Genomic DNA, 19,422 nt, shown 5'->3' on the forward strand with positions numbered 1-19,422 from the left:
AACGGCGCGGCCGGCGAGCGCTCAGCGCTCGCCGGCCGTGGCTCCCCGACCGGTGATTTCACCGGCCCTCAGCCCGGGGAGCTCACCCGCTCACGCGTCCACCGGGCGCGACGCCGACGAGGGCGTAGTCGCTCTGGACCGCGAGCGCGGCCGACGTACGGGTCGGGGCTCCGGCCGGCGCACCCACCGGGGCGCCGACCGTGGCGGCCACCGGGCGGCGACGGCGCAGCCAGCGCGCCGACCGCTCGGGGACGAGCAGCGCCAGCGCGGTGGGCGCCAGCAGGAACGGAACCGCGGCCACCGCCGCGACCTCGTCCGCCGCGACGATCGCGAGGCCGGGGCTGATCACCGCCAGCGTCGCGGCGGCGTACAGCGCCCAGCGGCGCCCCTCGCGCAGCCCGAGAGCCACCGAGCAGGCCACCCAGCCCACGCCCAACTGCCAGAACAGGGCTCCGGGCACCGCGGCGATCACGACCTCGGCCATGACCGCGGCCCCGAGCACCAGGGTCAGGAGGGACGCGACAGTGACCAGAGACGGACAAATCGCACGATGCTTCGCCATACGCACAGAGTAGAACTTCGGTGACGTAATTACACAGATGTGACACGCCAGAGATCAACCCTGACGTAGCACTCCCAGGAACTTCGTCACCTCGCTGCTCAGCGTCTCGGCCATCTGCGACAGGCCACCCACACCCCCGCCGCCCTCGACCGCCTCGGCGATACCGGCCGCCATCTGGTCCATCTCGGAGACCGAGGCGGTGACGCTGCGGATGGCCCCCACCGCGTCGTCCGTCCGGGAACCGGCGTCGGTGACCTGTTCAAGGATCCGCTCGCTGGCGCGCGACGTCTCGTCCGCCAGTTGTTTGACCTCGGTCGCGACCACACCGAAGCCCTTGCCGGCTTCGCCGGCCCTGGCGGCCTCGATCGTGGCGTTCAACGCCAGCAGCCGGGTCTGCGCGGCGATCTTCGTAATGATCTGGACGATCTGCGCGATCTGCGCGGACGCCTCGCTCATCGTCTGGATCGTGCCGGTGGCCTGGTCGGTGGCGTCGACCGCGTTCCGGGTCGCGGTCGCGAGAGTCTGTGCCGACGCGCCGAGCTCGGTGGACGCGGCGGCGACGTGCTCGGCCACCGACAGCACCGCGCTCTCGAACTCACCGGCCAGCTCCAGCCGATGGCCGGCCACCTCCTCGGCCTGCCGGGCGCCGACCTGCATCGCGTCCCGGGCCTGGTTGATCGACCGGGCGCCGGCGCGGAACGCACCGTGCATCCCCCGCTCCAGGAACCGCCGGTGGAACCGGCCCTCGGTGGCCGAGGCGAGCGACGCACCGGCCTCCCGGACGAACGCGTCGGTCATGTCGAGCAGGTGGTTGATGCTGTGCCGGGTGGTGGCGACGTCCGGATGTACGTCCTCGCCGGGCAGCCGCGGAACCCGCGCCTCGAAGTCGCCGTTGCTGGCGGCCTCGCTGGTCGCGGCGACGGCCCGCAGCACCGCGCGGTAGACCTCGAGCTCGGACAGGCCGTCGGCGCCCCCACGCGACTTCACCGGCCGCCCACCTTCGTCGACTCCAGCGACCAGACGAACCGCTCGTAACCGCCGGCCGCGTCCGCGCGCTCGTGCAGCATCGCGGTCGACGCGGCCATCGCCTCGGCGGGGCGGGAGTGCCGACGCTCCTCGGCCACCAGCTCCCCGTAGAGCGGGCGGATGATGTCCATCGCCAGCCGGTCGGGGCTGCGGCGGTTGGAGTGGTATCCGACGATCTGGCCCGCGGGGCCGAAGGACGGCGTGACGTGGGCTAGCACCCAGTAGTGCGCGCCGTCCCCGCCCAGGTTGACCACGTAGGCGAAGATCTCCTGCCCGGACTTGATCGTGTCCCAGAGCAGTTTGAAGACGCAGCGCGGCATGTCGGGGTGCCGGATCATGTTGTGCGGCTGGCCGAGCACCTCGTCCTCCGTGTAGGCCGACATCCGGAGGAACACGTCGTTGACGTAGGTCAGGATCCCCTTCGGGTCGGTCTTGCTGACGATCAACTCGTCCTCGCCGAGCGTCCGTTCCACGCCCGTCGGCACCGGCCTTTTCCGCGCACCTTCCCGCACCTCATACCCCCCATAAGGCAGACGTTGCGGCAAGCTTACGGGCATTTGCCTGCTTAACGGACTATCGGGACGAGCGCGCGCAGAGCGGCGACGACGTGCGGCCACTCCCGCGACCCCGGGGTGATCACGCCGAAGTGGTCGGCGCCAGGCAGAAGGACGAGCTCGGCGCGCCCGTCGGCGGCGTACCGCTCGGCGACGTCCGGCACAACGACGTCGTCGGACGCGCCGTGCAGAACCGTCACCGGGACACCCGGCGGCGGCAGCGCCGCCGGGTCGGCGACCGCGTAGCGGTCGGGGTGGTCGGCCGGGCCGCCACCGAGAAACGCGTCGGTCGCGCCGTCGCCGAGGCGGAGCCGCGACGCGGCCACCAGGTCCGCGACCGGCGCCAACGCGAGAACCCCGGCGACTGCGCTGTCACCCGCGCCGGGCGCGCCCCGGAGCAGAGCGCCGGGCGCGCCCGGGGGCAGGTGATGCCTGGCCGCCGCCCACAACGCGAGCTGCCCGCCCGCCGAGTGCCCGGCGAGCAACAGCGGCAGTTCCGGCGCCACCGCACCCGGAAGCACATCGACCGCCGTCGCGACATCGCGCAGCGTGCCCGGCCATCCCCCGCCGGGCTGCCCCACCCGGCGATACTCCGCGAGCAGCACCGCGAACCCGGTCTCGGCCAGCGCGCCCGCCAGCGGCCGGGCGTGGGTCCGGTCGTAGCGCGCCCGCCAGTAGCCGCCGTGCAGGAACAGCACCAGCGCCACCGGATCCTCGGCGGCGTAGTACTCGGCCACCTGATCGGGGCCGTCGCCGTACCGCACCAGCCGGCCCGGCGCGCCGCCTTCCGGCAGAGGTTCGCTCATAGGAGCTTTTCTAGTCCGCGTGCGGGCCCGGACAATGCCCGGGCCCCGAACGGTGTAGCCCGCACGCGGACGTGGCACGCTTCGGCCGTGACCACCGCCCCGCTCACCGCCACCCTTCGCCGCCTCGAGCGGGCGTCCGGCGCGCTGGCGACTCGGAGCGTGGCCCGGATGGACGACACGCTCCCCTGGTTCCGCTCGCTCCCGGCTGATCAGCGCTCCTGGGTCACGCTGGTGGTGCAGGCAGGCATCGGCTCGCTCGTGCAGTGGATGCGCAGCCCGGTGATGCGGCCGAAGGTGACCGGCGACGTGTTCGGCGCCGCTCCCCGGGAGATGGCCCGTTCGGTGACGCTGCAGCAGGCCCTGGCGATGGTGAAGATCACCGTCGAGGTGGCCGAGGAACAGGCAGGCGAGCTGGCCGCGCCCGGCGAGGAGTCCGAGCTGCGGGAGGCGATCCTCCGGTACTCGCGGGAGATCGCGTTCGCGACCGCGGAGGTCTACGCCAGGGCCGCCGAGACCCGCGGCGCGTGGGACCTGCGCCTTCAAGCCCTGCTCGTGGACGCCTTGCTCCGCGGTGACCCGGCGGACGCGCTGGCCAGTCGCGCCGCCGCCCTGGGGTGGACCGACCTCTCACCGGTGGCGGTGGTGATCGGCACCGCCCCGAGCCCGGCGACCGTGACCGACTCGGACCAGATCGTCGACAGCCTCGTGCACACCGGCCGCCGCGCCGGGCTCGACGTGCTGGCCGGTGTGCAGGGCCAGCGGCTGGTCGCCGTCCTCGGTGGCGCCGACGATCCGGTCCGCGCGACCCAGATGCTGCTCGCCGAGTTCGGGCCGGGCCCGGTCGTCGTCGGCCACGCGGTGCCGACGCTCTCCGGCGCACCGGAGTCCGCGCGCGCCGCCGAAGCCGGCTGGCGTGCGGTCGCGGCCTGGCCGGCCGCGCCCCGTCCGGTCGCCGCGGCCGACCTGCTGCCCGAGCGTGTCCTGGCCGGCGACACCGAAGCCCGCAGGCGGCTGGTGTCCGACGTCTACAAGCCACTGGACGCCGCGGGCCCGACGCTCGTCGAGACGCTCTCGGTCTACCTCGACAGCGGCGGCGCGCTGGAGGGGACCGCACGGATGTTGTTCGTTCACCCCAATACCGTCCGTTACCGGCTGCGACGGATCGGGGAGATCACCGGCCTGGTGCCGACCAATCCCCGGGACGCGTTCAGTTTGCGACTGGCGCTCGCGATCGGACGGATGCACGGCCAGTCCTGAGAACCACACCCGGTGTACCGATTCAGACCATCACACGCTGGCTAATGAGGCCCATTGGTGACCCGCGTCACCGGCACCCCCCAACCTTTGGAGGAAACCTCCAAAAAGCTGCGTAGGAGTTAGTCGCTCGCCATACCGCGCAAGGGGCCGTTCAGTTGCAAGGCTCAGTACGTGCTCGCCCTACTCGCCCCCGGACAGGGCTCGCAGAAGCCAGGTTTCCTCTCTCCATGGCTCACCGGTTGGGATGGCGCCGACCGGGCCACCGCTGTGCTCCGCGATTACTCCACCGCCACCGGCCTGGATCTCGCCGGGCTGGGAACCGAAGCCGACGCGGACGAGATCCGGGACACCGCCAAGACCCAACCTCTCCTGGTGGGCGCCGGCCTGATGGTCAGCACCTTCCTCCCCGTCGACAAAGCCGACGTCGTCGCCGGACACAGCATCGGTGAGCTGACCGCTGCCGCGCTGGCCGGCGTCCTCTCCCCGGAGGCGGCGGTGACGCTGGCCGGTGTGCGTGGCCGCGAGATGGCCGCCGCCTGCGCACTCGAACCGACCGGCATGAGCGCCGTGCTCGGTGGCGTCGAGGCCGACGTCCTCGAGCGTCTGGACGCGCTGGGTCTGACCCCGGCGAACCGCAACGGTGCCGGGCAGATCGTCGCCGCCGGCCCGCTGCCCGCGCTGGCCAAGCTGGCCGACGACCCGCCGGCCCGCGCCCGGGTGATCGCGCTGCAGGTCGCGGGCGCGTTCCACACCCCGTACATGGCGCCGGCTCGCGAGGCGCTCGGCGCGGTCGACGTCACGGTGAGCGAACCGGAGCGGACGCTCCTCTCGAACGCCGACGGCACCGCGGTGACCAGCGGCGCGGACGCACTCGCCCGGATCGTCCGGCAGGTGACCGCGCCGGTGCGCTGGGACTCCTGCCAGGCGACGCTGCTCGAACTCGGCGTCACCGCGGCGATCGAACTCAGCCCCGCGGGCACGCTGGCCGGGCTGGCCAAGCGCGCGATGAAGGGCGTCCAGGTCGTCACCGTCAACACTCCAGACGACCTGCCGGCCGCCGCCGCGCTGATCGCCGAGCACAGTTCGGAGGCTTCCTCATGAGCCGCTTCTCTGACGGGCCCGGCGCTCGCATCGTCGGCCTCGGCCACTACCAGCCGGCCCGGGTCGTCACCAACGACGACCTCGCCGCCGACTGGGGCGTCGAGACCAACGACGCCTGGATCCAGGAGCGGGTCGGGATCAAGGCTCGCCGGTTCGCCGCCGAGGGCGAGACCACTCTGGACATGTCGGTCGCCGCGTCCGGTAAGGCGCTGGCCGCCGCCGGCATCGAGGCCGCCGACGTCGACCTCGTCGTCGTCGCGACGCTGACCCCGCCGACCATGCTGCCGAACGTGGCCAGCCAGGTCGCCGCCCGGCTCGGCATCAACGCCCCGGGCGCGTTCGACGTCAACACCGCCTGCTCCGGCTTCAGCTACGGGCTGGCCACCGCGCAGCACGCGATCACCGCGGGTGCGTCGAAGACCGCGCTGGTGATCGGCGCGGAGAAGCTGACCGACGTGATGGACTTCCAGGACCGCACCACGTGCATCCTGTTCGCCGACGGCGCGGGCGCCGCGGTCGTCACCGCGTCCGAGCAGAACGGCATCGGGCCGGTGTACTGGGGCAGCGACGGCCCGCGCGGCGAAGTGTTGAACATCGACGACGATGGGTACATCCGTCAGGAGGGTCAGGCGGTGTTCCGCTGGGCCACCACCGCCCTCGCACCGCTCGCCAAGCAGGCGTGCGAGCGCGCCGGGGTCGACCCGTCGGAGCTCGTCGCGTTCATCCCGCACCAGGCCAACGTCCGGATCATCGATCTGATCGCGAAGCGCCTCGGCGCTACCAACGCGGTCATCGCCCGGGACATCGTCGAGTCCGGCAACACGTCGTCGGCCTCGATCCCCCTGGCCCTGTCGAAGCTGGTCGAACGGGGTGAGCTGCCATCCGGTGGCCCGGCCCTGCTGTTCGGCTTCGGTGGCGGCCTCACGTACGCCGGCCAGGTAGTCACCATCCCCTGAGCCGTTCCGTTCCACCACACAACGAAAGGAACCCACTCACTGTGAGCAGCAACGACGAGATCCGCGCCGGTCTGGCCGAGATCCTCGAGGAGATCGCGGACGTCTCCAAGGAGGACGTGGCGGACGACAAGTCCTTCACCGACGACCTGGACGTGGACTCGCTGTCCATGGTCGAGGTGGTTGTCGCCGCGGAGGAGAAGTTCGGGGTCAAGATCCCGGACGACGACGTGCAGGGCCTGAAGACCGTGGGCGACGCGGTGGCCTACATCTCGCAGGCGCAGGCCTGAGCTCATGACCGAGCGCCCCTCCGCTAAGGTCTCCGCCGCTTCGGCGCCCACCGGCTCCGGGGCGAAGGTCGAGGTACTCGTCACCGGGCTGGGTGCGACCACCCCGCTCGGTGGCGACACCGCTACTACCTGGCAAGCCATGCTCGACGGCCGGTCCGGCGTGAAGACGCTGACCGAGGACTGGGCCGCCGAGATGCCGGTGCGGATCGCCGCCCGGCTCGCGGTCGAGCCCACCGAGGTCATCGAGCGCGTCAAGGCGCGCCGGATGGACCGCGTCCAGCAGGTCGCGGTCGTCGCGGCCCGCGAGGCGTGGGCCGACGCCGGTGCCCCTGAAGTCGATCCGGAGCGACTCGCCGTTGTGGTCGGCTCCGGCATCGGTGGTGCGCTGACGCTGCTCGGCCAGTGGGACATCCTGCGGGAAAAGGGCCCTCGCCGGGTCTCCCCGCTCACCGTCCCGATGCTGATGCCGAACGGCCCGGCCGCCGTGGTCGGGCTCGAGCTCGGCGCGCAGGCGGCCGTCCGCGCCCCGGTCAGCGCGTGCGCGACCGGCGCCGAGGCGATCGCGATGGGCCTGGAGCTCATCCGCTCCGGCAAGGCGGACGTCGTCCTGGCCGGTGGCGCCGAAGCCTGCATCCACCCGCTGCCGATGGCCGGCTTCGCCGCCATGCGTGCGATGTCGACGCGGAACGACGAGCCGCACCGCGCGTCGCGTCCGTTCGACAAGGCCCGGGACGGTTTTGTCCTGGGTGAGGGCGGCGGCATGGTCGTCCTGGAGCGTGCCGACTTCGCCCGCGCGCGTGGACGCTCCGGGTACGCGGTGCTCGCCGGTGCGGGCATCACCGCCGACGGTTACGACATCGTGCAGCCGGATCCCTCGGGTACCGGGCAGGCGCGTGCCGTCCGCGAGGCACTCGAGGACGGCGACCTGACCGGCGCCGACATCCAGCACGTCAACGGCCACTCGACGTCGACCCCGGCCGGCGACATGGGTGAGCTGAAGGCGCTGCAGACCGCGATCGGCGACCACCCGGTCGTCACCGCGACGAAGTCGATGACCGGGCACCTGCTCGGCGCGGCCGGAGCGGTGGAAGCCATCGCTACCGTCCTCGCGATCCGGGACGGCGTCGTGCCGCCCACGATCAACCTCGAGGACCCGGACGACGAGGTCTGCCTGGACATCGCCGCCAACACGGCGCGGAAGATGAACATCACCGCCGCAGTCAACGACTCGTTCGGCTTCGGCGGCCACAACGTCGCGCTGGCGTTCCGCGCGATCTGACCCACGCGGATTGCGGTCGGAAGGGCTATAACCCTTCCGAACGCAATCCGCTTCAGCAGGCGCTGCGGGGCAGGCCGCTCACCGGGACCGGGGAGCGGCCAGGCGCTTTTGCCTTGCCGGCGAGTACGGCGGCGAGGGCCTTCATCGACGCCTCGACGTTGCCGTAGGTCGCCAGCAGCGTCGGCGACTTCGCGGATGCGAGCAGGTACGGGGTGTCCGTCGCCACCGTCACCGTCGCCGGTCGAAGGTCCGCAGGCTCGTCCAGGTACCCGGTCAGGTGGATCGAGTCCCCACCGCCGCCGACCCGCACGCCCTGTTTTCCGAGCGCCGCGGTCAGGGCCTCCCGCGCCTCGGCCGAGCCACCGGTGATCGTCACCGGCCCCTCGACGAGCGCACCGTCGCACTTCCCGCGCAACACCGTCACGGCCTTCGCGGCGGCCTCGTCCACCACGGCCTGGTGCTCCGGCGACTTCAGCGACGACAGCGCAGGCGCCGCCGGCCGGGACGTCAGCTTGACGGTCAGCACCCGGGTGACCGCCTCCACCGCCCGTTCCCGGGGCAGGCGTCCGGACTTCAGCGCGGTCAGCAGGGCCTGCTGCGCGGCCGCGACGTTCGGGGGTAACAGCAGCAGGTCGTTCCCGGCCAGCACCGCCCGCACCGCCACCTCACCCGGCGAGTACTTGTCAGTCAGCGCCTTCATGTCCAGGCCGTCGGTCACCACCATCCCGGTGAACTTCAGCTCGCCGCGCAGCACGTCGGTGAGCACCTTGTGGCTCAGCGACGCCGGTGTCCCCGGGTCGATCGCCCGCGCGTCCAGGTGGCCGGACATCACGATCTCGCTGCCCGCGTCGATCCCGGCCCGGAACGGCGCCAGGTCCTCGCGCTCCAGCGACGCCCGATCCTGGCCCAGGACCGGGATCGCCTCGTGGCTGTCGACGTCGGTGTGCCCGTGGCCGGGGAAGTGCTTGAGCGCGGTCGCGATCCCGGCGCGTTCGTAACCTTTCACCGACGCCGCGACGTGGCGCGAGACCGCCGTCGGATCGGCGCCGTACGAGCGGGACCCGATCACGGTGTTGCCCGGTCCGCCGATCACGTCGGCGTCCGGGGCGAAGTCCACGTGGATGCCGAGCGCGGCCAGCTCGGTGCCGGACACGTACGCGGCCTGTTCGGTCAGCTCCGGATCGTCGGCGGCACCGAACGCCATCGCGGTCGGCAGCCGGGTCACGCCGTCCCGGATCCGGGTGACCGTGCCGTGCTCCTGGTCGACGCCCACCATCAGCGGGACCCCGGCGGGCAGCGTCGCGGCGGTCTTCTGCAGCCCGTCGGTGAACCGCCGTACCTGGTCGGGCGACCCCACGTTGGACGCGGGGTTCGTGGCCGCGGTGGGGTCGCCGGCTGCCTTGCGCACCAGGATCACGCCGCCGAGCCGGTACTTCCGCACGATCTCGGACGGCGTCGCGGCTCCGGTGCGGGCCAGGTTGGCCTTCCGGGTCGCGTCGTCGACGTCGTCCACCTCGTCGCCGTAGACGAACGGCATCAGCATCTGGCCGACCAGGTCCACGTCGGCCAGCTGGGCCGCGATGGCTCTCGCCTGGGTGGCGGGATCCCCGGACGGCACGGCTAAGGACGGCGACGGCGACGGTGGCGCGGCTGAGCGTTCCGGGTCGGGGTCGGGCCCTGACCGCGCCACCCAGACGCCGCTGACGACCAGGCCGAGGACGACGACCCCGGCGATCGCCAGGACGAGCGGTCGGCGCGATCTTCCTGAGCCGGGACGGCCAGAACGGGTGAGAGGTAGCTGTGCGGTGCGGGGCACGGCCCCACCGTACTCACCCTGTCCTGTGCAGCCAGGTGACCGGAGCGCCGTCGCCGGCGTGGCGGTACGGCTCGAGTTCGAGGTCCCACTCGGCGGCGAGCAGCTTCTCCAGGCCGTGTGCGATCGCGTCCGGGCCGACCGCGGTGGCCAGCAGGCTCCGCAGCCGGTCCTCGGACACCATGATGTCGCCGTTGGCGCTCATCGCGCTGCGGTGCACGCCGCGGCCCGGCACGTGCATGATCCGCTCGCCGTCGACGCCGGGGCTGGGTTCCTCGGTGATCTCGAACCTGGTCATCGGCCACGCACGCAGCGCGGTGGCGATCTCGCCCGCGGTCCCCGGGCTACCGGTCCACTGGGACTCGGTACGCAGGGTCGTGGGATCGGCAGGTTGCGCCGTCCACTTCAGATTCACGGGCACGCCAAGGACCCGTGCGACAGCCCACTCCACATGCGGGCACACCGCAGGCGGGCAGGAGTGGACGTACAGAACGCCACGTGCTGGCACCGGAGACCTCCCGAAGGAACGAGGTACGCCTTCCCCAACGCCCTCATCACTCAGGTGGTCGACACTCATGATGCCCTCGGGGCAGGTGCCGTGCCAAGCCGTTCTACCCGGTCAGATGCCCTAATCGTCGCGCATCAGAGCCGTTTCTGTACCGGTTTCGCCTTTTTCGGTGTGTCGGACGGCGTCAAGACGGCGCACCGCGTCGTCAACCCGACTCTCCAAACCCGCGAGACGCTGAGACAGTTCTCTCACCGCGGCGAGCAGTTCGGTCTGGTGATCCACCGCGTCCTCGACCGACTCCGCGGCCTCCTCCACCGACTCGGCCGCGGTCTCGACCGCCGCGGAGACCGCGGAGAACTGGCCGATGAACCAGGCGGCGATGCTCGCGGTGACGATACCGAGGATCGCGATCCCGGCGAGCATGAGGACGGCCGCCATCAACCGCCCCTGACCGGTCACCGGGAACCGGTCGCCGTATCCGACCGTCGTCATCGTCGTCATCGCCCACCAGAGGGCGTCCGGGAACGTCTTGATGTTGGCGTCCGGGTCGGCCTGCTCGGCGTCGTAGACGGTCACCGCGCCCGCGAACAGCACCCCGATGGCGAGGATCGCGGTGTAGGTGCCGGTGCGTACTTCGAGGCTTTGCCTGGACAGCCTGCCGACCATGCTGACGAGCCCGAGCAGCCGCAGCAGCGCCGCCACGACCCGCAGGCTGCGCAGCGGTGGCACCAGCACGACGACGAGGTCCGGGATGTGCTCCCGGACGAACGTCCACCGCTGCGGGGCGAGCAGCAGCCGGATGCCGTACTCGACCACGAACACGAGCCAGATCGCGATGTCGGCCCAGTGCAGGGCCTCACGCAGACCGGGCGGGAGATCGCGGTCGAGTAACGGCCAGACCAGCACGACGACGAACACCAGCGCGAGGACCAGCATGACGTCGTCGGTGCGATCGACGAAGCGCTGGTAGGCGCCGTTACGGCGGGCCCTCGTCAGCCAACCGTCCCCGGACACCCACCCACGCATGCCCCGAGTGTGCCGAACCGCCGGGACGACGTCAGCGGAGCACCCGAAACGTCAACCCGCCGGTGGAGTCAGAACGCCTCGCTCATCCCCGGTCGGCGGCGGGAGAACACCGCGCGCCGCCCGCTCGTCGGTGCGCCCTCGGAACGGAACGCGGTCTCCGGCCGGTCGTCCACCTCCCCCGGCAACGACGCCGCAACCCCCTGCGGCGCGGTCGCCGGCGAGGTCACCGGCGCGGTCGCCGGTGCGGGCGGTGCCGACACCGAGGAGATCTCTTCCGTGGGCGCCTGCGCCGCAGCGGCTTCCTTCGCCGCCCGCATCTCGGCGGCGAACTTGGCCAGCTCCGAGTCGGAGGCCTTGACCGGCGTCTGGGACGCCTTCTCCAGGTTCTCGTAGACCATGCCGACGTGATGCGCGATCGCACCGATCACGGCGGGCACCAGCGGAAGCACCCACTCGGTCCAGAAGCCGGGCGTCGCGGCTCTGGCGATCACGATCGCCGCCAGCGCGGCACCGGACCCCTTGGCCAGCGCCCGCACGAACGCCAGAGCGATCAGCACGATCCCCGACAGCCGGCTCACGTTGGTCACGGCCAGCGCCCGGGCGTCCCGGCGCCCGAGATAGGTACCGGCCAACCCGGCGGATACCGAGAACCCGACCGCCGCCGCCCACATCGTGCTGTCGGTGGCCAACCGGATCGCCAGGGCGGCGACCAAGCCGCTGCCCACGGCAATGCCCGCTTGTACCCAGTCGGTCTTCTGACCGGGGTACCAGTAATACGTCTGCGCGCCCTCGCCGCGCTCCTTGACGTAACGACCCATGAACTTGTCTCCGATCCCGTCGCCATGGACCAGTAGAACGACCCTCGTCGCTGAGGGTGCCGACTTAATTCTGAAGAGTGATCTGCAGAAAATCACGAGTTGCTGGCAATCGGTACGACCGGGTGCCGAAGGAACATGAGTGAATCGACCTGCCCCGTTCGTCCCGAACAACTCAATCACCACGCAGCTCACGATCGACGCGCCGGTACCACCCGCACGACGCTTCGAACTTTCGTTCGATACTGTGCCGCTATGCAGCGCGAACACCCGTCAGAACCGACAGCGGCGGCGTCCGGGGCGAGCACCACGGAGGTCCGCGAATTCTGGGTGCGGGTGGCGATCGACGGCACCGCGCGCGTGATCCGGGTCGTGGCGCGGTCACCGCAGGACGCGCTCCGCCGCTTTCCGCAGGATCTGCATCGCGGCGGGCGCCTGCAGTACTCCACCGCCGACGGCGACCTCGTGGTGGAGTGGGGCAACGTGGCGACGCTCGAGGTGGGACCGATCGTCCGGGTCGTCCGTATCGTGGAGCGCTAGGGGATCACCAGGTGTACTCCGGCAGCGGCAACATGTGACCCTCGGCCGCCGCGGCCCGCAACGCCGCCGCTACCCGGCCGGTGCGCTCGCTCTCCGCGAGCGTGACCGGGGCGGGGCCCCGCCCGGTGGCCGCCGCGACGAACGCCTCGACCTGCAGCCGGTAGTGGTCGACCGCGGGCAGTTCCTCGGTCCAGGTCTCCTTCTCGGTGGTCACCGTGATACGGCCGGGCTGTCCGTCCTTGGCCCAGGCGTTGTGGACGGTGATCGTGCCGGACTCCCCCTGCAGCTGGTACTCCGCGCACGGCCCGTAGTCGATGCTGTAGTCGAGCACCGCACGCCGGCCCTCGCCGAAGTCGAGCACCCCGGCCAGGCTGGTCTCCACCGACTCTCCCGGGCGGACGGTCGACTGCCCGGTGACCGTCAGCGGCTCCCGGTCGAACGCCACGCAGGCGACGTCGACCGCGTACACACCGACGTCCCAGGTCGCACCGCCGCCCAGCGTGGGGTCGAGCCGGATGTTCCCGCTCCCGCTGGCGATCGGGTACGCGAACGACGCCCGGACCAGCCGGAGCGACCCGACCGCGCCGTCGGCCAGCAGCGCGGCGGCCCGCGCCTGCTGCGGGTGGAAGCGGTACATGAACGCCTCCATCACCAGCCGGTCGGCGTCCCTGGCGGCGTCCGCGATCCGCGCCAGGTCGGCGCCCCGCAACACGATCGGCTTCTCTACCAGCACGTGTTTCCCGGCCGCCAGCGCGCGCAGCGTCCACTCGAGGTGCTCGGTGTTGGGCAGCGGCACGTAGACCGCGTCGACGTCCGGGTCGGCCACCAAGGCCGCGTAGTCGGGCTGCGCCCGAACTCCGTACTGCTCGGCCACGACCTCGGCACCCCGCGGGTCCCGGCTGGCGACCGACACCAAACTGCTTTTGTCGGACGCCACGATCGCGGGCATCAGCAGCGAACTGATGTACCCGGTGGCGCCGAGGATTCCCCACCTCACGAGTGCCCTCCCCGGATCAGCTCCGCGGCGCGTTCGGCGATCACGATCGTCGCGGCCTGGATGTTGCCGGTGATCATCTCCGGTATCACCGACGCGTCCGCGACCCGGAGTCCCTCGACGCCGCGCACCCGGAGCTCCGGGTCGACCACCGCCTCGTCGTCGGTGCCGAACCGGCAGGTGCCGACCGGGTGGAACTGGGTCTCGGCACCGGCCCGGACGAACTCCTCCAGCTCCCGCCTGCCGGGTTCGGGAAAACGGTCCGCGGCACCGTCGGCGCGCAGGTCGGCCAGCGGTTTGGTCGCCGCGATCGCCCGCGCGATCCGGACGCCCTCGATCAACGTCTCGACGTCGGCGGGGTCGGCGAGGTAGTTCGGGTCGATCCGCGGTGGTTCGCCGGGGGCCGCCGAGCGCAGGGTGAGCGTCCCCCGGCTGCGGGGCCGGGTGACCGCCGGGCCGATCGTGAACCCGCCGCCGAGCGCCTCGGCGTGGTTGAGGTTCTCCATCGGCGCGAACGAGAGCTGGATGTCCGGCGCGGGCAGCCCGGGGCGCGACGCGACAAACCCACCGGCCTCGCCGAGGTTCGACTCGGGCGCCAGCGGCACCAGGTCCTGGGTCCGGTAGGAGACCGAGATCTGCACGTGGTCGTGCAGGTTCGCGCCGACGCCGGGCAGGTCCAGTACCGGGGTGATGCCGTGCGGCCGGAGCTCGTCGGCCGGGCCGACGCCGGAGAGCAGGAGCAGCTGCGGGCTCGCGACGGTTCCGGCGGTGAGCACCACCTCCCTGCTCGCGCGGTACGTGGAGCCACCGCTGGTCACCCCGGTGGCCCGGCCGTTCTCGAGGACGATCCGCTCCACCGGCGAGTCCGGCACCACCGTGAGGCGGCCGGTCTCCAGCGCCGGGCGCAGATAACCCTCGGCCGTGGAGAACCGGTGCGGGCCGCGGCGGGTGATCCGGTAGAGGCCGATCCCCTCCTGGTCCCCGCGGTTGAAGTCCGGGTTCGGCGGCAGGCCGCTCGCGACCGCCGCCTCCACGAACGCGAGCGCGTACGGGTGCGGCCGGTACTGGGGCTCGACGCTCACGCGTCCGGACGATGCCAGCGCGGTGAATCGCTCGCTCATGGCGTCCGGACCCCAGGACGGCCCGCCGTAGCGGGCCCAGGCGGCAAAATCGGACGGTGCACCACGGATCCACACCAGGGCATTGATCGCGCCGGAACCACCGACGAGCCGGCCGCGCGGCCAGGACAGCACCCGCCCACCGAGGTGGCGCTGCGGTTCGGTGCGGTAGCGCCAGTCGTAGTCCGAGCCGAGCAGCCAGGGCCAGCCGCTCGGCCGGGTGATCCGCTCGTCCTCGACCCAGGGCCCGGCCTCCAGCACCAGGACCGTCGCGCCGGTCTCGGCGAGCCGCCCGGCGACGACGCACCCCGCGAGGCCCGCCCCGACCACGATGTAGTCGTACTCCTCAGCTCGCAAGGAAACCTCCGTCGACCGCGACGACCTGCCCGTTGACGTAGCTCGCGGCCGACGAGAACAGCCAGAGCGCGACCCCGGCCACCTCGTCGACCCGGCCGACCCGGCCCGCCGGGATCAGCGCTTTCCAGGCCGTGGCGCCGCCGACCGTGCGCTCGGACTCGGCGAGCATCGCGGTGTCGATCGGGCCGGGCGCGACGCCGTTGACCCGGATGCCGTGGGCCGCCTCCTCCATCGCGGCCACCCGGGTCAGCGCCACCGCCGCGTGTTTGGACGCGATGTACGCGGCGACGTTCGGGAACACCGCACGGAAGCCGTGCACCGACGTGTTGTTGACGATCGCGCCGTGGCCCTGCCTGCGCATCTGCGCGATCTCGTACTTCAGGCAGAGCCAGAGGCCGCGGGAGTTCACCGCGAACGTCGCGTCGAACGCCTCCTCGGTGAGGTCGGCGATGCCGCCACCGTGTGCGGCGCCCGCGTTGTTGAACGCAAAATCCAGGCTGCCGTACGCGTCCACGGTCGCTTCGACGAGCGTCCGGACGTCGTCGGCATCGGTGATGTCGGCGCGGTGGAAGCGGGCCTCGCCGCCCGCGTCGCGGATCGCGGCGGCCGCAGCCTCGCCGCGCGCGGCGTCCCTGGCGGCGATCATCACCCGCAGGCCGGCGACGGCGAACGCCTCGGCGGCGCCCTGCCCGATTCCGGTGCTGCCGCCGGTCACCAGGACGACGCGGCCCTCGAAGTCGTCGTTCATCGCGCACCGACCGGCGCGAGTTCGGCCATCGCCGCCGCCGCGGCCTCGATCTCGGCCGGCGTGACGTCGTTGAGGAAGCGGGCGGAGCCGATCGCGGCCATCACCGGCAGGTTCTGGTCGCCGTTGCGGTGCCGGACGGTGTCGGCGAGCGCCTCACCGAGGGCGTCCGGGTCGCAAAACAGCGGATGCCAGACCGGGAGTCCGAGCGACCGGGCGCAGGCCACCACGCGGTGGACGTCCTCCGGTTCCAGGAAGCCACGGTGCTCGGCGAGGAACGCGGAGAACACGCAGTCGAGCGCGACCGCCTCGCCGTGGTAGAGCTCGGGGAGCGCGCGCATCTCCAGCAGCGGGGAGAACGAGTGGCCGTAGTCGACCGAGCGCTCGAGTTTCTTTTCCCATAAATTTGGCTGAAGTTCTTCGACCATTCCTTGGATCGCGCGACCGATGACCTCGTCGGCCACGTTCGAGCCGACCCGAGCCGGAGGACCACCGCCCGCCGCGGTACCACCCGGCGGGGCGGCGTCCTGGAATCGGCCCTCGATCAACGCGGCGCCATACCGTTCCAGCAGCCCGAACAACCGGACGTCCTTGATCAGCGCCATCTTGAAGATCTCGCCCATTCCGTTGCGGAGCTGACGCCGCGGCAGGGTGGCCAGAAAACTGCGGTCGATCAACGTCCGGAGCGGCGGCGAGTATGAGCCGAGCCGGTTCCGGAAGCCCTCAAAATTAACCCCGGTCTTCGCGGCGACGCTCACGTCGACCAGGCCCAGCAGCGTCGTGGGCACCCGGATGTACGGGATTCCGCGACGGTACAGGCTGGCCGCGAGGCCGACGATGTCGAGCATGACCCCGCCGCCGATCGCGATCGGCGGGTTCCGCACCCGGAACGCCTTCACCTCGTTCATCGCGCTGGCCACCGCGAGGACCAGGTCGATTGTCTTCTGTTCCTCGGCGCTCGGGAGCGGCATCAGGTGGTACCGCACGCGGTGGTACTCCAGGTACGCCCGGAGCCGGTCGCCGTACAGCCGGTCGATCGTGGTGTCGACCAGGACCAATTGAGTCGCGCCTGTTCCCGCACGGTCCACGGAACCGAGCAGGGTGGGATTGTCCACCGACAACAGGTCGAGGGTTTCCTCGATCTCGTAATGGATCGGAAGTTCGGCTCGCACTTCCCATTTCGCCGAAGAACTCGTCACCTCACGGCCTTTCTGGTCAGGCCCCTACTGGCGAGTAGACCGTATTCATGTGACAGCGAGCGGTCAATATCCGAATTTCTGTATCGGTGCACCCGGATGCCGTAACGGCGATATGCAAAATCGTCAAGCAGATTGTGAAATCCCACAGTTATGAATCTGCAGTTGTCAGAAGGCGCTAATTCCGGTGCGGACAGTTTGTCTCCTTACCACTGTCGGATGGCAGGGTCGGTTCTTGTCCCGCCGTCCATCCGATTCGTACTGTCGGTTCCGGCGCCGGCCGATGAGGGCGAGGTGGAAACGTGCCGCTGGTCGCACGCCCCGACGACGCCGGCTGCCTGGTCTTCGACTGGGACGGGACGCTCGTCGACAGCACCTCGGCGAACTACCAGGCCCTGGCGCGCACGCTCGCCGGCTACGGCATCCCGCTCGACGAGGACTGGTACCGCGCCCGGACCGGGATGTCGTCGGACGAGATGATCGAGGTCCTGTCGGCGGGGGCGCTGGACGCCGTCGCGGTGAGCGCCGAGCGGGACGCGCTGTTCCTGCAGTCCCCGGACGCCGTCCGCGAGCTGTCCGCGGTGGCCGGCATCGCCCGCGCGTTCCACGGCCGGGTGCCGCTCGTCGTCGCGTCCGGCGGATCCGGGCCGGTGATCCGGGCGACGATGCGGACGCTCGGCCTCGACGGGCTGTTCGACGCGATCGTGACCAGGGAGGACGTCCGCGCGGGCAAACCGGAGCCGGACATCTTCCTGCTCGCTGCGGAGCGGGTCGGTGTCCCGCCGGAGCGATGCCTGGTCTACGAGGACAGCGACGAAGGACTGCTCGCGGCGGCCCGCGCCGGCATGCCCGCGATCGACGTCCGTCCGTGGCGATATGGCCGCCTGCCACCGGCGTCGATCGACGTCCGTGCAGCGCCCCCTGGGCGACACGACCCCCTGCCGCGACACCCCGCCCCGAACCGGAAGGACCGTGCCTCATGAGCCGCCTGTACGACGTCACGCCGCCCGCCCGCGACCCGCGGTTGCTCGAGCAGTCGATCGGGGCCGAGCGGTACGCCGCGTTCGCCGCGGCCGGCCGGGACGCCGCCGAGCGGTTCGCCGGACGGAAGATCGTCAACATCAACTCCACGCCCGCCGGCGGCGGTGTCGCCGAGATGCTGGAGAGCCTGGTCTCCTACGCCCGCGGCCTGGACATCGACGCCCAGTGGCACGTGATCGAGGGCGACGAGCGGTTCTTCGAGATCACCAAGCGGATCCACAACCACATCTACGGCTTACCGGGGGACGACGGCCCGCTCGGCGAGGCGGAGCACGCCGACTACTTCGCCGTTCATCAGGGAGTGCAGGCCCGGCTCGCGGAGATCGTCGGCCCGGACGACATCGTCGTGGTGCACGACCCGCAACCCGCGGGGCTGGTGCCGCTGGCCAAGCAGCTGGGCGTCCCGGTGCTGTGGCGGTGCCACATCGGCGTCGACGTGAGCACGCCGCACGACGTCGAGGGCTGGGAGTTCATCCGGCGGTACGTCGAACCCGCCGACACGTACCTGCTGACCCGGGTGGAGTACGCGCCGGACTGGATGGAACGCGGCCGGCTGCGGACGCTCCGGTCGTCGATCGACCCGATGGCGCCGAAGAACCGCCCGCTGGAGCCGCAGTTCGTCCGCGACGTGCTGGCCCACTACGGGCTGATCGCGGGTTCCGCGCCCGCGGGGCTCACGTTCACCCGCAAGGACGGCTCGACGAGCCCGATCGCCCGCCGTGCCGACATCCTCCAGGCCGGGCCGCCCGCGCCCGCCGACGCGCCGCTCGTCGTCCAGATCTCACGCTGGGACCGGATGAAGGACATGCCGGGCGTCGCCCGCGCGTTCGCCGACCACCTGCTCGACACCGACGCGCACCTGGCGCTGGTGGGGCCCGCGATCAGCGGTTACGCGGACGACCCGGAGGGCGCCGAGCAGATGCTGGAGGCGATGAGCGCCTGGCGCGCGCTGCCCGGCGCGGCCCGGGAACGGATCCACCTGGCGTGCATCCCGATGACCGACCTGGAGGAGAACGCGCTGGTGATCAACGCGCTGCAGCGGCACGCGGCGGTGATCACCCAGAAGAGCATCTCCGAGGGGTTCGGGCTCACGGTCGTCGAGGCGATGCTCAAGGGGACGCCGGTCGTGGGCAGCACGGTCGGCGGGCTGCTGGAGCAGATCGTCGACGCGGAGTCCGGGCTGCTCGTCGAGGCGTCCGACCTGGCCGGGTTCGCCGACGCCCTGCGGCGCCTGCTCACCGACGCCGACTACGCCGCGAAGATCGGCGACGCGGGCCGCGAACGCGCGCTCGACCTCTTCACCGCCGACCGCCACCTGGCCCGCTACGGAAAGCTCATCGGGGAGACGCTCGCCCGGCGTTGATTCACGCGTGATCGGCCTCTAAGCGCTCCTTAGAGGCCGATCACGGGTGAATCCGCGGAGTGCTTGCGCTCGATTCGC

19 protein-coding genes and 1 pseudogene are annotated in these 19,422 nt (G+C 71.5%); 8 read left to right on the plus strand and 12 right to left on the minus strand.

Translation table 11 applies throughout. The features are described 5' to 3' along the window. Positions 1 to 82: 82 nt before the first annotated feature. The 4 genes from BUB75_RS26275 to BUB75_RS26290 all read right to left on the minus strand — a co-directional run bounded on the left by BUB75_RS26275 (position 83) and on the right by BUB75_RS26290 (position 2,948). A complete protein-coding gene (locus BUB75_RS26275; RefSeq protein ID WP_073260478.1) occupies positions 83 to 562 on the minus strand; it encodes a hypothetical protein in 480 nt (159 codons plus the stop codon). 54 nt (positions 563 to 616) lie between these two features. After that, positions 617 to 1,549: a methyl-accepting chemotaxis protein gene (locus tag BUB75_RS26280; protein ID WP_073260479.1), complete on the minus strand. Its 933-nt coding sequence runs from the start codon at positions 1,547 to 1,549 to the stop codon at positions 617 to 619. Beyond that, entirely contained in the window at positions 1,546 to 2,073 is a 528-nt protein-coding gene (locus BUB75_RS26285; protein ID WP_218617770.1) for a PAS domain-containing protein, read from the minus strand. Before BUB75_RS26285 ends, BUB75_RS26280 begins: the two co-directional genes overlap by 4 nt. A gap of 80 nt (positions 2,074 to 2,153) precedes the next feature. After that, complete coding sequence (locus tag BUB75_RS26290; RefSeq protein ID WP_073260481.1) at positions 2,154 to 2,948, minus strand: alpha/beta hydrolase family protein; 795 nt, start codon at positions 2,946 to 2,948, stop codon at positions 2,154 to 2,156. A gap of 87 nt (positions 2,949 to 3,035) precedes the next feature. Here BUB75_RS26290 and BUB75_RS26295 point away from each other — a divergent pair, with 87 nt between their 5' ends. The 5 genes and pseudogenes from BUB75_RS26295 to BUB75_RS26315 all read left to right on the plus strand — a co-directional run bounded on the left by BUB75_RS26295 (position 3,036) and on the right by BUB75_RS26315 (position 7,828). After that, positions 3,036 to 4,205, plus strand: a complete 1,170-nt coding sequence (locus tag BUB75_RS26295; RefSeq protein WP_073260482.1) for a PucR family transcriptional regulator — start codon at positions 3,036 to 3,038, stop codon at positions 4,203 to 4,205. 171 nt (positions 4,206 to 4,376) lie between these two features. Beyond that, positions 4,377 to 5,297, plus strand: a pseudogene (locus BUB75_RS26300) (ACP S-malonyltransferase); the annotation flags it as partial. 5 nt (positions 5,298 to 5,302) lie between these two features. Beyond that, positions 5,303 to 6,262, plus strand: coding sequence for a beta-ketoacyl-ACP synthase III (locus BUB75_RS26305; RefSeq protein ID WP_073260484.1), 960 nt, complete (start codon positions 5,303 to 5,305; stop codon positions 6,260 to 6,262). Positions 6,263 to 6,303: 41 nt separating this feature from the next. Next, the gene (locus tag BUB75_RS26310) at positions 6,304 to 6,549 is read left to right on the plus strand and encodes an acyl carrier protein (protein WP_073260485.1); all 246 of its coding nucleotides are present in this window, start codon (positions 6,304 to 6,306) and stop codon (positions 6,547 to 6,549) included. Between the two features lie 4 nt (positions 6,550 to 6,553). Continuing rightward, positions 6,554 to 7,828: a beta-ketoacyl-[acyl-carrier-protein] synthase family protein gene (locus BUB75_RS26315; RefSeq protein ID WP_073260486.1), complete on the plus strand. Its 1,275-nt coding sequence runs from the start codon at positions 6,554 to 6,556 to the stop codon at positions 7,826 to 7,828. 52 nt (positions 7,829 to 7,880) lie between these two features. On the opposite strand, the gene BUB75_RS26320 is transcribed toward BUB75_RS26315, so the two are convergent. The 4 genes from BUB75_RS26320 to BUB75_RS26335 form a co-directional block, all read right to left on the minus strand. Next, entirely contained in the window at positions 7,881 to 9,569 is a 1,689-nt protein-coding gene (locus BUB75_RS26320) for a glycoside hydrolase family 3 N-terminal domain-containing protein (protein ID WP_073260629.1), read from the minus strand. A gap of 88 nt (positions 9,570 to 9,657) precedes the next feature. Beyond that, entirely contained in the window at positions 9,658 to 10,149 is a 492-nt protein-coding gene (locus BUB75_RS26325; protein ID WP_073260487.1) for a DUF3145 domain-containing protein, read from the minus strand. 120 nt (positions 10,150 to 10,269) lie between these two features. After that, positions 10,270 to 11,175, minus strand: coding sequence for a potassium channel family protein (locus tag BUB75_RS26330; protein ID WP_084741743.1), 906 nt, complete (start codon positions 11,173 to 11,175; stop codon positions 10,270 to 10,272). Between the two features lie 68 nt (positions 11,176 to 11,243). Beyond that, a complete protein-coding gene (locus BUB75_RS26335; RefSeq protein ID WP_073260489.1) occupies positions 11,244 to 11,993 on the minus strand; it encodes a hypothetical protein in 750 nt (249 codons plus the stop codon). Positions 11,994 to 12,245: 252 nt separating this feature from the next. Between BUB75_RS26335 and BUB75_RS26340 the strand changes: the two genes are divergently transcribed. Beyond that, complete coding sequence (locus BUB75_RS26340; protein WP_073260490.1) at positions 12,246 to 12,530, plus strand: hypothetical protein; 285 nt, start codon at positions 12,246 to 12,248, stop codon at positions 12,528 to 12,530. A 4-nt stretch (positions 12,531 to 12,534) separates the two neighbouring features. Here BUB75_RS26340 and BUB75_RS26345 read toward each other — a convergent pair whose 3' ends face one another. From BUB75_RS26345 to BUB75_RS26360, 4 genes are read right to left on the minus strand one after another with little or no spacing between them, the layout of a single operon-like run. After that, complete coding sequence (locus BUB75_RS26345) at positions 12,535 to 13,527, minus strand: Gfo/Idh/MocA family protein (RefSeq protein WP_073260491.1); 993 nt, start codon at positions 13,525 to 13,527, stop codon at positions 12,535 to 12,537. Continuing rightward, entirely contained in the window at positions 13,524 to 14,999 is a 1,476-nt protein-coding gene (locus BUB75_RS26350) for a GMC family oxidoreductase (RefSeq protein WP_073260492.1), read from the minus strand. The genes BUB75_RS26345 and BUB75_RS26350 overlap by 4 nt, the downstream gene beginning before the upstream one ends. Next, positions 14,989 to 15,747 (minus strand): SDR family NAD(P)-dependent oxidoreductase, encoded by a 759-nt coding sequence (locus tag BUB75_RS26355; protein ID WP_073260493.1) that lies wholly within the window; start codon positions 15,745 to 15,747, stop codon positions 14,989 to 14,991. Before BUB75_RS26355 ends, BUB75_RS26350 begins: the two co-directional genes overlap by 11 nt. Next, positions 15,744 to 16,943: a sedoheptulose 7-phosphate cyclase gene (locus tag BUB75_RS26360; protein WP_073260494.1), complete on the minus strand. Its 1,200-nt coding sequence runs from the start codon at positions 16,941 to 16,943 to the stop codon at positions 15,744 to 15,746. The genes BUB75_RS26355 and BUB75_RS26360 overlap by 4 nt, the downstream gene beginning before the upstream one ends. A gap of 299 nt (positions 16,944 to 17,242) precedes the next feature. On the opposite strand from BUB75_RS26360, the gene BUB75_RS26365 reads away from it, so the two are divergent. Then, on the plus strand, positions 17,243 to 17,923 hold the full coding sequence (locus BUB75_RS26365) for an HAD family hydrolase (protein ID WP_073260495.1): 681 nt from the start codon (positions 17,243 to 17,245) through the stop codon (positions 17,921 to 17,923). Next, on the plus strand, positions 17,920 to 19,344 hold the full coding sequence (locus tag BUB75_RS26370) for a glycosyltransferase (protein WP_073260496.1): 1,425 nt from the start codon (positions 17,920 to 17,922) through the stop codon (positions 19,342 to 19,344). Before BUB75_RS26365 ends, BUB75_RS26370 begins: the two co-directional genes overlap by 4 nt. Positions 19,345 to 19,422: the final 78 nt, after the last annotated feature.

The organism is Cryptosporangium aurantiacum, from assembly GCF_900143005.1.
Classification (GTDB): Bacteria; Actinomycetota; Actinomycetes; order Mycobacteriales; family Cryptosporangiaceae; genus Cryptosporangium; species Cryptosporangium aurantiacum.